The organism is Pseudomonas sp. Tul2A7, from assembly GCF_054790505.1.
In genome coordinates, this window is the sequence record NZ_CP186499.1 from 4,274,426 (window position 1) to 4,286,690 (window position 12,265).

Genomic DNA, 12,265 nt, shown 5'->3' on the forward strand with positions numbered 1-12,265 from the left:
GGTTTCCACGTATCAAAAAGGCGCCCGATCGGGCGCCTTTTTGGGTCTGAAGGTTTGAAGCGCCTGGAAAATTCCCGCATGCTTGCGCCCCCCAAAAGGATGACCCGCAACATTGCAAGGAGCTGTTCATGAGCGGAAAACCCGCCGCCCGCGTCACCGATCCAACCGCCTGCCCATTGCCGGGACATGGCACCAATCCCATTGTCAGTGGCTCCCCGAATGTGAATTTCGACGGCTTGGCGGCTGCGCGGATGACTGACAAATCCGCCTGCGGTAGCCCGATTACCGGCGCTGTTGCGTCGACGGTGTTCATCAATGGTTTGAACGCCGCGACACTGGACAGCACCGGTGGTCACGGCAATGTCGTCATCGGCGGTTCAGGCACGGTCATCATCGGTGACACAGTGACATCGGCTCCCTTCAGTGGCTTGTTGCCGATGCCGGTGCATTTCACTGACCGGTTGAAACTGGTCAATGACGTGACCGGTGAGCCCATGCCTGATCATCCTTACGTTATTCAGCGCGCTGACGGACGTCTGGAACATGGGGTGTCTGACGCGAACGGATTTACTCACCAAGTCAGCTCGCATCTGCCGGAAACCATCAAGTTGTTTTTGGAGGAGTAAGGGATGACTGCTGAAACGGTAACGTGCGCGAAGGGCAACAATTACAAGCTGCACAAGGAACATGCGCTGACGGACAAGAAGGATGTCAGTGACAAGCCTGTGCCGGTGGAGAGTACCAAGGCGATTGTGGTTTTTATCGGAGGTGCGGGAGATAAGGAGAGTTATTATTTTTCGGGGCCTTATGAAAACATCCAGGATGCACGACTTGCATTTGATCGGCGCACTGAGACATTAAAGGGAGAAGGGAAATATAAATCGGAATGGTTGGGTTACAACGAAGTCAGAGGAAAGCAGGACATTCAACGGCACGTGCTAAGCCTTATTCCGTATAAAAGCTGTCCCGTGTATATCGTCGGCCATAGCCTCGGCGGCTGGAATGGTGCGCACCTGTCCAAAATAATGTCGGATTGGGGTTACAAGGTTCAGATGCTGATCACTCTGGATCCTGTGGGTGAAGGGGCTTTGGTGTGGCTGGGCTCAGACATTTATCGCGAACGTCCCGCGCCAGTTTCGGTTGATTGGATCAATATCAAGGCAACACCTTCCAAGAGAGACCCATCAGACGGGGTCGCGGACTTCGGGGAAAAATGGATTATCTCCTGCGGACCGTCAATTAACGTAAATGTCGACACGAATCACGCTAACGCACTGGGATTGCTAAACGCCCCAATCGCTGATGGTAAATCTGCAAGTGACTTGCTGTTTGATTCAATCATGAAGGAGTTTTCGTGATGTACAGGTTTTTCCTTAGCGTGGTTCTGGCTGTCTGTTCGGGATGTGCAAAGGACCATTTACAGCCTCCGGCAAATTTAAGTTATGTGTCCGTAGACAGGTCGAGTTCCCTTTTATATGTCATCAAATATCAATCCGATGTGGATGTTTTGAACCTGTTTGGCCGAGGCGAAAGGCAAGGGATGGCTTCGGGGACATTGAGGTGCGCGTTAGCGGATGACCACGATTTTTCGGTTGGCAAAGCTATTCAGTTTTCTGCAGTGGGGCTGGTAGATTCTGATATACGCGAAAACGGTAACTCCAGATTCTCCTTTTCGACCAGTACATTTATCACTGAAACCTCCAGCGACCGAAGTACGGAGAGAGATCTGTCAGTGGCAGAACTGAACCACCTTCTCGCCAACAAACAACAAATCCCCTGCAAAGTCGTCGTCACCGCCTACGGCTACAAACCCTACTACTCCAACACCATGAACATTCCCGTCGCGGATCTGCTGCGGGAAATCAACAAACCCCGATAACAGAAGCAAGGGGGATTTCAGGCGAATCCCCCCGCATCCACCCCCAACTCCCCACGCAAAAACTCCACCAGACCGCGCTGTAACCCGCTCAACACACCCTCACGACTGACCAACGCCAATTCCGTCGGCGCCAGTTCCGGCAAATCCGTACACACCTGATGCTCAGGCAACACCGCCGACACCGGCAGCACCGACACTCCCAGCCCTGAGGCCACCGCTGCTTGAATCCCGGTCAGACTGTGGCTGCCAAACGCCACCCGCCACGGTCGCTGGGCAACATCGAGTAAACGAATGGCGCGCTGCCGATACAGGCAGCCTTGCGGAAACAACGCCAACGGCAACACACCGCTCGACGAATCAAACTCCGCACCTTTGACCCACACCAGCCGCTCCGGCCAGGTCGCCCACGCCGGGCCGCTATCGGGTTCGCGTTTGATCAGGGCGATGTCGATGTCGCCGGCATCGAGGCGCTGGCGCAGATCGAGGCTCATGCCGCTGAGAGTTTCCAGCCGTGCTTGCGGATGGCTGCGGGTGAAGCCTGCAAGGATCAGTGCCATGCGCCGCGCGTCGAAGTCTTCCGGCATGCCGATCCGCAGGATTTCCAAGTCGAGGTCGCTGGCCAGCGCTTCAGTGGCTTCAGCGGACAGCGCGAGCAAACGGCGGGCGTAGTGGATCAGCAGTTCGCCGTGTTCGGTGACGGCGACATTCAGTCCGGTACGGTCGCGCAGCAGCAGGGCGTGGCCAACGAGGTCTTCGAGTTTGCGCACCTGCTGGCTGACCGTCGACTGGGTCCGGTGCACGCGCTCGGCGGCGCGGGTGAAGCTGCCTTCATCGACCACGCAGACAAAGGTTTTCAGTAATTCCAGGTCCAGCATGGCGGCGCTCTCGATAGTGGCTTTTCAACTGACGATTGGCTATTTATTTAATTTCACACTATCACCGAGCGCTCATAAGCTGAAGTCCTCACTACAGAGGATTCGACCAATGACACTCATCCACACCCCGCGCCCGCAGTGGCTGACCTTCGATTGCTACGGCACGTTGATTCAATGGGACGAAGGCCTCAAAGCCGTTGTCGGCGAAATTCTCAGCGAGAAGGGCGAGCATCAGGTCGACGTCGGGCAACTGATCGAAGTCTATGATCGCCATGAACATCGCCTCGAACAAACGCCGCCGCACCGATCATTCCGCGAGCTCAGCACCCTCGGCCTGCAATTGGCCCTGGAAGAGTTGGGCCTGCCCAGCCTGCCCGAAGACAGCCAGCGTCTGGCCGCCGCGATCCCGAAAATGCCGCCGTTTGCCGAGGTGATCGAGACCCTGCGTGAATTGAAAACCATGGGTTTCAAACTGTGCATCGTCTCCAACACCGACGACGAGATCATTGCCGGCAACGTCGCGCAACTCGGCGGCTATATCGATCGGGTGATCACCGCGCAACAGGCCGGCGCCTACAAACCGGCGCCGCGCCTGTTCGACTACGCTCATGAGCAGTTGGGCGTCAGCCGCGCAGAGGTGGTGCACATCTGCGCCAGCCCCATGCTCGACCACACGGCGGCGCGGGACATGGGTTTTCGCTGTGTGTGGATCGATCGCGGCACCGGTCGCCAGTTGCTGCCGGACTATCGCCCCGACGCGATCCTCAACCGCCTCGATCAAGTGTTGCCGCTGTTCAAATCCCTCGGTTGGTAACGGAGAATCGTCATGGCTCACACCCTGAGCGCCAGTGCGCGGGCCTCACGCCCGACAGCGCTGAACCTCGACACGGAAGCGATCATCACCGCGCGCAGCGAACTCGCGGCGTGCTTTCAATTGGCCGCGTTGCATGGCCTGGAGGAGGGCATCTGCAATCATTTTTCGGCGATGGTGCCGGGGCATGACGATCTGTTTCTGGTCAATCCCTACGGTTATGCGTTTGCCGAAGTGACTGCGCAGAATCTGCTGGTCTGCGACTTCGACGGCAATGTGGTTGAAGGCGAAGGCCAGCCGGAAGCCACGGCGTTTTACATTCATGCGCGCCTGCACAAGCAACTGCCGCGAGTGAAAGTCGCCTTCCACACCCACATGCCTCACGCCACGGCGCTGTGCCTGTTGCAAGGGCCGCCGCTGTTGTGGCTGGGGCAGACCGCGCTGAAGTTCTATGGGCGCACGGCGGTAGACGAGGATTACAACGGTCTGGCGCTGGACGCGTGCGAAGGCGACCGTATCGGCAGTGTCATGGGCGATGCCGACATTCTGTTCCTGAAAAATCACGGCGTGATCGTTACCGCGCCGACCATCGCCGAAGCCTGGGACGACCTCTATTACCTGGAGCGCGCCGCGCAGGTGCAATTGCTGGCGATGGCCACGCAACGGGAACTGAAGCCTGTGCCTCATGCCATTGCACAACGCGCCTATGAGCAGATGCGCGAAGGTGATCCGCAAAGTGCGCGCGCGCATCTGCACAGTGCGATGCGGCGCCTGGCCCTTCACAACTGACTAACCCGAAAGAGGCAATCGAAAATAAATCTGCGAACAGCGATCATCCAAACTCGTTGCGCGCCGATATACCTGGGCGGGACCGGGGTGTTTGCCCCGTAGATTCCGGTGGGCTACGCTCACAAACATAAGGGTTTTCCCGCTGGCGCCCTTGTCGTACCTGCCCAGGACTTGCTTTTGCCTATCCCTATTCACGACCCGCAACAGGCCCCCGGCGCGCTTAAACGCCTGCCGTTACGCAAAGCCGCGGTGCTGTTTATCGTTGCAGTGAGTCTGTGCCTGTCCGGTTTGCTGTACCTGCAACTGGAGCAGTCGCGACGGCAGGATCTGGCGGTAGCGGAGGTGGCTTCGAGCAATCTGACCCGGGCCATGGCGCAGCAGGCCGAGGACACATTCCTCGCCGCCGATCTGGTGATGACCAGCCTGGTCGAATGGATTCAGGACGACGGCTACGGCGCCGCGCAGAAACCGCGTTTGCAGAGAACTTTTGCCCGACGGGTGCAGCAACTCGATCAGTTGCACGGGGTGTTCCTGTTCGATCGCGAAGGCCAATGGGTGATTACCTCGTTTGCCGATCTGCCCCGTGGCAATGGCGTGGCCGACCGCGAGTACTTCAAATTCCACCAGCAGAATGCCTCGACAGTGGCGCACATCGGCCCGGCGATCCGCAGCCGCGAGAACGGCGAGTGGATCATCCCGATTTCCAAGCGCATCAATGATCACGCCGGCAATTTTCAGGGTGTGCTGCTGGCCGGGATCAAGATGTCGTACTTCGATCGTTTCTTCGAAAGTTTCAGCCTCGATGACCAAGGCATCATGTTTCTCGGTCTGAGCGACGGCACCTTGCTCGCCCGCCGTCCGTTTGTTGAAAACCAGATCGGCACGTCGCTGGCGCAAGGGCGGATTTATCGCACGTTGCTGCCCGAAGCCTCGGCTGGCACCGCAATGATCGATTCGGTGGTCGATGGCGTTGTGCGTTTGTACGGCTATCGGCGCTTGGCGGCGTATCCGCTGGTGGTGTCGGCGGCGACGTCGCGCGACACGATTCTCGAGGGTTGGTACGCCCGCGCATTCCAGTCGAGTGTGATTGTCGCCCTGGTGATCCTTGGCGTCGGCCTGTTTGGCTGGGTGTTCATTCACCAGGTGCGTGACGGCGAACGGATCGAGAAAAATCTGCGCAAGGCCCAGCGCACACTGGAGCAGATTGCGACCCACGACAGCCTGACCGGGCTGGCCAATCGACGTCTGTTCGAGCGCTCGCTGGAGATCGAATTCGCCCGTGGCGCGCGGCAGGTCAGCCCGGTCAGCCTGATCATGCTCGATATCGATTTCTTCAAGCGCTACAACGATGCCTACGGGCATGTCGCCGGGGATCATTGTCTGACCCAGGTCGCACAGGTGCTGCAGACGTGCTGTCAGCGCAAGTCTGATTTGGCGGTACGTTATGGTGGCGAGGAGTTTGCGGTGCTGTTGCCGGACACCGATATCAACGGTGCGCTGGCGATTGCCGGGCAGATCCGCCGCAGCGTGATCGACAAGCACATCATCCACAGTGGCTCGCCGACCGGTTACCTGACGGTGAGTCTGGGTTGTTATTCGTTTATTCCGAGCGGCAATGACAGCCCGGAAGTGTTTATCCAGCGTGCCGATGCGGCGCTGTATCAGGCAAAAAATGCCGGACGCAATCGCGCGGCGGTGCTGTCGCTGGACAGCGGCCTGGCCGAATTGATGCGCTCCGATCGCTAACCCAGAGCCTGGCACAAACCCTGTGGGTGAGAGGGGATTGTGTGATTGTCGCAGGAACTTGTGGGAGCTGGCTTGCCAGCGATAACGGTCGGTCAGTCAAGGAAGATGTTGACTGTGCTGACGCTATCGCTGGCAAGCCAGCTCCCACAGTGATTTTCATCAAGCCAAGGTTATGTGAATACCCATACCACCGAGGGTTTTCACCACGGATGGCTCTTGTTCGTTCAGCCGCCCGTGCCACCGCCCGCACCGCCAGTCCCGCCGCCGGCCGAACCGGTGCCGCCGCCAGCCCCCGAACCCGAACCGCTGGCGCCGCCGTTGGTGCCGGTACCGGAACCGGCACCGTCGGAGCCATTACCGCCCGAAGGCGCGCCCGGCGTGTTATCCGGTGGCATGGTCGAACCGCTCGTAGCGCCGGATTTGGTGCCGGTGGCGTCAGCGCCATCGTTGGCGGCGAAGCTGGCGGCCGAGGCGCTGGCCAGCAGCCCGGCCAGTAACAACGAAGTGAGTTTGCGCGTGATCATGATCCGTCTCCAGAAAGGGGATGTACCTGATATTGGTCAGACGCGCAGGCCCCTTGGTGCCGGTTGGCTGACGAGCGGTCAGCCCTTGCACCCAGTGGCCTCCTGATCTTCTGGAATATTGGCTATTTGCCGAGCCGGGTGCGAGGACTAACGTAGCCACACATTCACTTGTTGCCCGGAGCCACCATGAAACCTCGTACCGATTTCTATACCGCTTCCCCAGACGCTCTGAAAGCGATGATCGCGCTGGAAACCGCGGTGTCCAAACTGCCGCTGGAAAAAAACCTGATCGAACTGGTCAAGCTGCGCGCTTCGCAAATCAACGGCTGCGCGTTCTGCATCGACATGCACACCACCGATGCGATCAAGGGCGGCGAAACCCCGCGTCGTCTGTTCGCGGTGACCGCCTGGCGTGAAGCGCCGTTTTTCAGCGACCGCGAACGCGCCGCGCTGCTGTGGACTGAATCGTTGACGCAGCTGAGCCTGACCCATGCGCCGGACGAAGATTACGAAGTAGTCGCAGCCCAGTTCACCCCGAAAGAAATGGTCGATTTGACCGTAGCAATCAACACCATCAACAGCTGGAACCGTCTGGCGGTGGGCTTCCGCAAAACCCCACAGGCTTAAGCCTCAACGCATAACCCCTGTGGGAGCGAGCCTGCTCGCGAAAGCGGAGTGTCAGATAACAACCATGGTGACTGATACGACGCTTTCGCGAGCAGGCTCGCTCCCACAGGGGAAATAAGCATGGCCAGAAAATAGTGATCAATGCCCATCCGCACTCGGCGCCGCCGGTGGTTGCACCTTGCGCATCAAGGGCACCATCGCGGTGGCGATGACGAAGCACGCCCCGATCATCAAAAAGGTGTCGCCGTAGGTTTGCGTCTGCGCCTCGCGGTAAGTCAGCAGCCACAACTGGCGCAGGCTGGCGGTGACGCCGACGTCGCCGCTCTGGCCCAGACTCGCGAGGTTGCCGCCGACCTGCGACAGCCACTGATTCATCGCCTCATTGCTGCTGTTCAGATGCTCGGCCAACCGCGTGAAGTGCAGGTTGGTGCGGTCATTGAGAATCGTCGCACACGCCGCAATACCAATCGCACCGCCGAGATTGCGCATCAGGTTGAACAGGCCCGACGCATGCTTGAGCCGTGCGGGTGCCAACCCTCCCAAGGTCAACGTCACCGCCGGCGGCACTGCCAGTTGCTGAGCAATCCCGCGCAACGCTTGCGGCAGCATCAACTCGCCGGCGCCCCAGTCGTGGGTGATCGGGCTGAATTCCCACATCGACACCGCGAATAAACCCAGGCCGATCATCATGATCCAGCGCAGGTCCATGCGATTGGCCAGAAAGGCATACAGCGGAATCGCCATGATCTGGAACACGCCAGTAGAGAAAACCGCCAGACCAATGTCCAGTGCGCTGTAGCCGCGCACGCGGCCGAGGAACAGCGGTGTCAGGTAAATCGTCGCGAACAGGCCAATGCCGGTGACGAACGAAAAGAAGCAGCCGAGGGCGAAATTGCGATCCTTCAACGCACGCAGATCGACGATCGGATTGGCCACGTGCAAGGTGCGGCCAATGAACGCCAATCCTGCCAAGCCACTGATCCACGCGGTGGTCAGAATGGTCTGGTCGCTGAACCAGTTCCAGCGCGGGCCTTCTTCGAGGGTGTATTCCAGGCAGCCGAGAAACAGCGCGAGAAACACCATGCTCAGATAGTCCGCGCCTTTGAGCAGGGACAATTCCGGTTGGTCGATTTTCACCAGCATCGGCACCGCTACGGCAACGAAAATCCCCGGCACCAGGTTGATGTAGAACAACCAGTGCCACGAGGAAATATCGGTGATCCAGCCGCCAATCACCGGCCCCAATGTCGGCGCCAGTGACGCGACCGCGCCGATGGTCGCGGCGGCGATTACCCGTTGTTTGCCGGTGAAGAAAAAGAACGCCGTGGTGAACACCAGCGGAATCATCGAGCCGCCGAGAAAACCTTGCAGCGCGCGAAAGGCAATCATGCTCTGGATGTTCCAGGCGATGCCGCAGAGCAAACTCGCCAAGGTAAAACCGACCGCCGAAGCGCAGAACAACCAGCGCGTCGAGAACACCCGTGACAGCCAGCCCGACAGCGGAATCACGATGATTTCGGCGATCAGGTAACTGGTCTGCACCCACGCGGTTTCATCGGTACCGGCGGAGAGTCCACCGCCGATATCGCGCAGCGACGCCGAGACGATCTGGATATCCAGCAGCGCGATGAACATGCCGATGCACATGGTAGCGAAGGCGAATACTTTGGTCGCGGTCGCCATGTCCGCCGCGTTGAACGGTTGCGCTGGGGCGGCGAGGGTGGTGCTCATGGCGCGACGGCCACGGCGCTGGTTTCCGGTTGCGCGCGGGTGTCGACTTCCGCCGTTACCGAGAGGCCCGGGCGCAGGTGACCGAGCACGCCGTCGGCCGGGTCGAGGAGGATGCGCACCGGTACGCGCTGGACGATTTTGGTGAAGTTGCCGGTGGCGTTTTCCGGCGGCAGCACACTGAATTGCGAGCCAGTGGCGGGGGCGAGGCTGTCGAGGCGGCCGTGGAATTCCTGACCGGAGAGGACGTCGGCGCGGATGCTCACGCGTTGCCCGGGTTTCATCCGCGCCAATTGGTCTTCCTTGAAATTGGCATCGACCCACAAGCCTCTGGCCGGCACCACCGACAACTGTTGCGAACCGGCCTGCGCGTAGGCGCCAACCCGTGCGCGCCGGTTGCCGATCACCCCATCGACCGGCGCGCGCAGTTCGGTGTAGCCGAGGTTCAGTTGCGCCAGATCACGCTCGGCGCGGGCTTGTTGAAGGGCGGCACGGGCCTGTTGTTTCTGGGTGTCGATCACCGCCAGTTGGCGTTGCGCGGCGAGCAGTTCGGCCTGGGCGCGGGCGCTCAGGGCTTGCGCGGTTTTGAAGGTGGCGTCGGCGCGTTGTGCGCTTTCTACCGACACGGCATTGGTGGTCACCAGGCGTTTGTAGCGTGCGTTGTCATCCCGTGAACGTGCGGTTTCCGCACCGGCAGCATCGATGCCGGCGCGGGCCTGGCCGATCACTGCTTGTTGCAGTTGTTCGGTGGCGTCGAGGTTGGCCAGCAGGGCTTCTTCGGCGGCCACTGCGCCTTCGGCCTTGGCGAGGTTGGCGCGATAGTCGCGGGCGTCGAGGCGGATCAACACGTCGCCGGCCTTCACGTGCTGGTTGTCGCTGACCAGCACTTCGTCAATGTAACCGGCGACTTTCGGCCCGATCACCGTGACATCGCCACCAATATAGGCATCGTCGGTTTCTTCAAGAAAACGCCCGGCGCCCCACCAGTGCACGGCGTACACACCGGCGAAGATCAGCGCGAGCAAACCCGCGCCGGGAAGCAGCAAGCGTTTAAGCAGGGGCGGCTTGGTCTTCACCACAACAGGTTCGAGGGTGGGCATGCTGGTCATGGCGAATTACCTGCGTAAACGGGTCGTTATTACGGCTGTAATATGACGTAGGTAATATTTAGTCGCAAATGATTTCTGACGCCGATCGTCAGTTGCTTGTTTGCGCTGAAGAAGGTTCGCGCCAAGCTCAGGTTTTGGAGCAGGCATTTTTTAACGGCAGTGATCCAGGCGCTGCAATTGATTCGCCTCGCCCCGTCAGCGTGGGACTGACGCGCGCCGGCAACTTTCAGGCCCTCGGGGAAACCCTGATAGCGTGCAGTGCCGTGGCCTTGCTGCTGACAATAAAGCCAGGCAAAGCAATTGTTTAAGAAATGTAAGCGCTGTAGGAAGCGTCTTGCATTTGTGTAGGAGGGCTCCGACTATCACGATCATTGATGACATGGCATTACGCCATTTTATGATCGCAAGGATGTTGCGTGCCGTTTCCGTTTCGCGCTGTTTTTCGCCGTCGTTCCCCGCTTTGCCCGCTGCTGTCGGCCTTTGTGTTGAGTGTGTGTGCCTCCTCGATTGAAGCCGCCGAACCTGTAGCGCCGGGCCAGGAAGTGCTGCGCCAGCAGCAACAGCAACAGCGCGATCTGCAACAACTGCAACTTGAACAGAGAAAACGGCAATTGGAGCGTGGCGCGTTCGGCCCGACGCCGATCACCCCGGCCATCCCGCAAACCGTTGCTCCCGATGAACGTTGCTGGCCATTGAGCGGCGCGCACATCGGTGGTGTCACGCTGATCGACAGCGACAAACTCAACGCACGGATCAAACCGCTACTGGTGCCATGCATGGGCGTCGGCCAGATCAATCATCTGTTGGCGACCATCACCGCGAGCTACGTCGACAAGGGCTACATCGCCAGCCGTCCGTATCTGCTCAGCGCACCAGCAGCGGGGCAGTCGCTGGATATCCGTGTTGACGAAGGCTACATCGAGTCCATCGAACTGGCCGATCAGAGTCTGCCGGTGTCCCTCGGCGGCGCGTTTCCGAACATGCTCGGCGAGCCGCTGAACCTGCGCGATCTGGAGCAAGGCCTCGATCAATTGAATCGCTTGCGTTCGATCGATCTCACCGCCGATATCGCTCCCGGCAGCCAGCCCGGCGCCTCGCGAATCATCCTGCGCTCGCGCAGCGCTGCGCCGTCACGCTGGGCCCTGAATGCCGGGATCGACAACCTCGGCAGCGCCAGCACTGGGCGCGACCGCGACACCGTCAGCCTCAGTCTCGATAGCCCGCTGCAACTCAACGACCTGTTGAGCCTCAGCGCCAGCGACACCCTCAATCAGGGTGACCGCTACAACCGCAATGCCAGCCTGTATTACGCGATCCCTTACGGCTACTGGACTTATAGCGTGTTCGCCAGCCACGCCGAATACCGTGCGCCGTTCAAACTGCCAAGCGTGACTTTCCACAGCACCGGCATCACCGATCAGGTCAGTCTGCGCGCCGACCGCGTGTTGTGGCGCGACCAGAGTCGCCAGCTCAGCGCCAACCTGCAACTGGCGCACAAGGATGTCGACAGCTATCTGCAAGACGTTCGCCTCGGTATTCAGAGCCCGACCCTCACCGTGGCCGAGGCTGGGCTCAATCTGTTCTGGCTCGACCGCGCGGTGTGGAACCTCGACGTCAATTACGCCCAGGGGCTGCGCTGGTTTGGCGCCGACGACGACTCTCAGCAGCAGATCAACAACCTGCCCAAGGCACAGTTCCGCAAGTACCGCGCTGGCCTCAGCCAATGGCGCAATGGTCAGCTTGGCGCGCAGGCCTGGCAGTGGCAGAGCCAGCTTAATTTGCAGTACAGCCCGGATCCGTTGCCGGCCATCGAACAATTGCTCGGCACCGACGATTCGGCGGTGCGCGGTTATCGGGTCAGCAGTGCCTCCGGCGCCAGCGGTGCGATCTGGCGCAACACCCTGCGCTTGCCTTTGCGCACTGAGTGGCCGGTGCAGATCACCCCGCGCGCGGGCCTCGACCACGGCTGGATCAAGGCCGATCACGGCGCTCAGGGCCAGCGCCTGAGTGGCGCCAGTGTCGGCGTGAATCTGGGCTGGAAGAACCTGCAAGTGGATGTCGATTACCAACGCGCGCTTAACACGCCGAACGGTCTGCAGCACGAGCCTGAAACCTGGCTGATGCGCGTGGGCCTGCAAATCTGAACAACGCAGTGAACAAACAGCCGTCGGATCTGA

The 12,265-nt window shown here is 60.0% G+C and carries 13 protein-coding genes; 9 read left to right on the top strand and 4 right to left on the bottom strand.

Annotated elements, in window-relative coordinates; translation table 11 throughout:
• The first annotated feature begins 128 nt into the window (after window positions 1-128).
• From ACOYXJ_RS19285 to ACOYXJ_RS19295, 3 genes are read left to right on the top strand one after another with little or no spacing between them, the layout of a single operon-like run.
• Window positions 129-626, top strand: coding sequence for a PAAR domain-containing protein (locus tag ACOYXJ_RS19285; protein ID WP_150811783.1), 498 nt, complete (start codon window positions 129-131; stop codon window positions 624-626).
• A gap of 3 nt (window positions 627-629) precedes the next feature.
• The gene (locus ACOYXJ_RS19290) at window positions 630-1,358 is read left to right on the top strand and encodes an alpha/beta hydrolase (protein WP_460371034.1); all 729 of its coding nucleotides are present in this window, start codon (window positions 630-632) and stop codon (window positions 1,356-1,358) included.
• Entirely contained in the window at window positions 1,358-1,879 is a 522-nt protein-coding gene (locus tag ACOYXJ_RS19295; RefSeq protein ID WP_460371036.1) for a hypothetical protein, read from the top strand. Before ACOYXJ_RS19290 ends, ACOYXJ_RS19295 begins: the two co-directional genes overlap by 1 nt.
• Before the next feature lie 17 nt (window positions 1,880-1,896).
• Here ACOYXJ_RS19295 and ACOYXJ_RS19300 read toward each other — a convergent pair whose 3' ends face one another.
• Window positions 1,897-2,754 (bottom strand): LysR substrate-binding domain-containing protein, encoded by an 858-nt coding sequence (locus ACOYXJ_RS19300; protein WP_460371038.1) that lies wholly within the window; start codon window positions 2,752-2,754, stop codon window positions 1,897-1,899.
• A 109-nt stretch (window positions 2,755-2,863) separates the two neighbouring features.
• Between ACOYXJ_RS19300 and ACOYXJ_RS19305 the strand changes: the two genes are divergently transcribed.
• The 3 genes from ACOYXJ_RS19305 to ACOYXJ_RS19315 all read left to right on the top strand — a co-directional run bounded on the left by ACOYXJ_RS19305 (window position 2,864) and on the right by ACOYXJ_RS19315 (window position 6,100).
• A complete protein-coding gene (locus tag ACOYXJ_RS19305; RefSeq protein ID WP_460371040.1) occupies window positions 2,864-3,568 on the top strand; it encodes a haloacid dehalogenase type II in 705 nt (234 codons plus the stop codon).
• Window positions 3,569-3,580: 12 nt separating this feature from the next.
• Window positions 3,581-4,354, top strand: a complete 774-nt coding sequence (locus tag ACOYXJ_RS19310; RefSeq protein ID WP_460371042.1) for an aldolase — start codon at window positions 3,581-3,583, stop codon at window positions 4,352-4,354.
• 177 nt (window positions 4,355-4,531) lie between these two features.
• Window positions 4,532-6,100, top strand: coding sequence for a sensor domain-containing diguanylate cyclase (locus ACOYXJ_RS19315; protein ID WP_460371044.1), 1,569 nt, complete (start codon window positions 4,532-4,534; stop codon window positions 6,098-6,100).
• Window positions 6,101-6,324: 224 nt separating this feature from the next.
• Here ACOYXJ_RS19315 and ACOYXJ_RS19320 read toward each other — a convergent pair whose 3' ends face one another.
• Window positions 6,325-6,624: a hypothetical protein gene (locus tag ACOYXJ_RS19320; protein WP_110720605.1), complete on the bottom strand. Its 300-nt coding sequence runs from the start codon at window positions 6,622-6,624 to the stop codon at window positions 6,325-6,327.
• Between the two features lie 186 nt (window positions 6,625-6,810).
• On the opposite strand from ACOYXJ_RS19320, the gene ACOYXJ_RS19325 reads away from it, so the two are divergent.
• Entirely contained in the window at window positions 6,811-7,251 is a 441-nt protein-coding gene (locus ACOYXJ_RS19325; protein ID WP_186615839.1) for a carboxymuconolactone decarboxylase family protein, read from the top strand.
• Between the two features lie 138 nt (window positions 7,252-7,389).
• On the opposite strand, the gene ACOYXJ_RS19330 is transcribed toward ACOYXJ_RS19325, so the two are convergent.
• Window positions 7,390-8,982 (bottom strand): DHA2 family efflux MFS transporter permease subunit, encoded by a 1,593-nt coding sequence (locus ACOYXJ_RS19330; RefSeq protein WP_460371047.1) that lies wholly within the window; start codon window positions 8,980-8,982, stop codon window positions 7,390-7,392.
• The gene (locus ACOYXJ_RS19335; RefSeq protein WP_460371049.1) at window positions 8,979-10,088 is read right to left on the bottom strand and encodes an HlyD family secretion protein; all 1,110 of its coding nucleotides are present in this window, start codon (window positions 10,086-10,088) and stop codon (window positions 8,979-8,981) included. Before ACOYXJ_RS19335 ends, ACOYXJ_RS19330 begins: the two co-directional genes overlap by 4 nt.
• Window positions 10,089-10,156: 68 nt before the next feature.
• Between ACOYXJ_RS19335 and ACOYXJ_RS19340 the strand changes: the two genes are divergently transcribed.
• Together ACOYXJ_RS19340 and ACOYXJ_RS19345 are read left to right on the top strand one after the other, a co-directional pair.
• On the top strand, window positions 10,157-10,396 hold the full coding sequence (locus ACOYXJ_RS19340) for a hypothetical protein (RefSeq protein WP_150794862.1): 240 nt from the start codon (window positions 10,157-10,159) through the stop codon (window positions 10,394-10,396).
• Between the two features lie 108 nt (window positions 10,397-10,504).
• Complete coding sequence (locus ACOYXJ_RS19345; protein ID WP_460371051.1) at window positions 10,505-12,232, top strand: ShlB/FhaC/HecB family hemolysin secretion/activation protein; 1,728 nt, start codon at window positions 10,505-10,507, stop codon at window positions 12,230-12,232.
• Window positions 12,233-12,265 lie beyond the last annotated feature (33 nt).

Excerpts from the sequence above, each read along its gene's own strand:
- ACOYXJ_RS19325 (WP_186615839.1), top strand. The coding sequence starts at position 6,811 with ATGAAACCTCGTACCGATTTCTATACCGCTTCCCCAGACGCTCTGAAA.
- ACOYXJ_RS19310 (WP_460371042.1), top strand. The coding sequence starts at position 3,581 with ATGGCTCACACCCTGAGCGCCAGTGCGCGGGCCTCACGCCCGACAGCG.
- ACOYXJ_RS19285 (WP_150811783.1), top strand. The coding sequence starts at position 129 with ATGAGCGGAAAACCCGCCGCCCGCGTCACCGATCCAACCGCCTGCCCA.
- ACOYXJ_RS19295 (WP_460371036.1), top strand. The coding sequence starts at position 1,358 with ATGTACAGGTTTTTCCTTAGCGTGGTTCTGGCTGTCTGTTCGGGATGT.
- ACOYXJ_RS19330 (WP_460371047.1), bottom strand. The coding sequence starts at position 8,982 with ATGAGCACCACCCTCGCCGCCCCAGCGCAACCGTTCAACGCGGCGGAC.
- ACOYXJ_RS19320 (WP_110720605.1), bottom strand. The coding sequence starts at position 6,624 with ATGATCACGCGCAAACTCACTTCGTTGTTACTGGCCGGGCTGCTGGCC.
- ACOYXJ_RS19340 (WP_150794862.1), top strand. The coding sequence starts at position 10,157 with ATGATTTCTGACGCCGATCGTCAGTTGCTTGTTTGCGCTGAAGAAGGT.
- ACOYXJ_RS19290 (WP_460371034.1), top strand. The coding sequence starts at position 630 with ATGACTGCTGAAACGGTAACGTGCGCGAAGGGCAACAATTACAAGCTG.
- ACOYXJ_RS19300 (WP_460371038.1), bottom strand. The coding sequence starts at position 2,754 with ATGCTGGACCTGGAATTACTGAAAACCTTTGTCTGCGTGGTCGATGAA.
- ACOYXJ_RS19305 (WP_460371040.1), top strand. The coding sequence starts at position 2,864 with ATGACACTCATCCACACCCCGCGCCCGCAGTGGCTGACCTTCGATTGC.
- ACOYXJ_RS19335 (WP_460371049.1), bottom strand. The coding sequence starts at position 10,088 with ATGACCAGCATGCCCACCCTCGAACCTGTTGTGGTGAAGACCAAGCCG.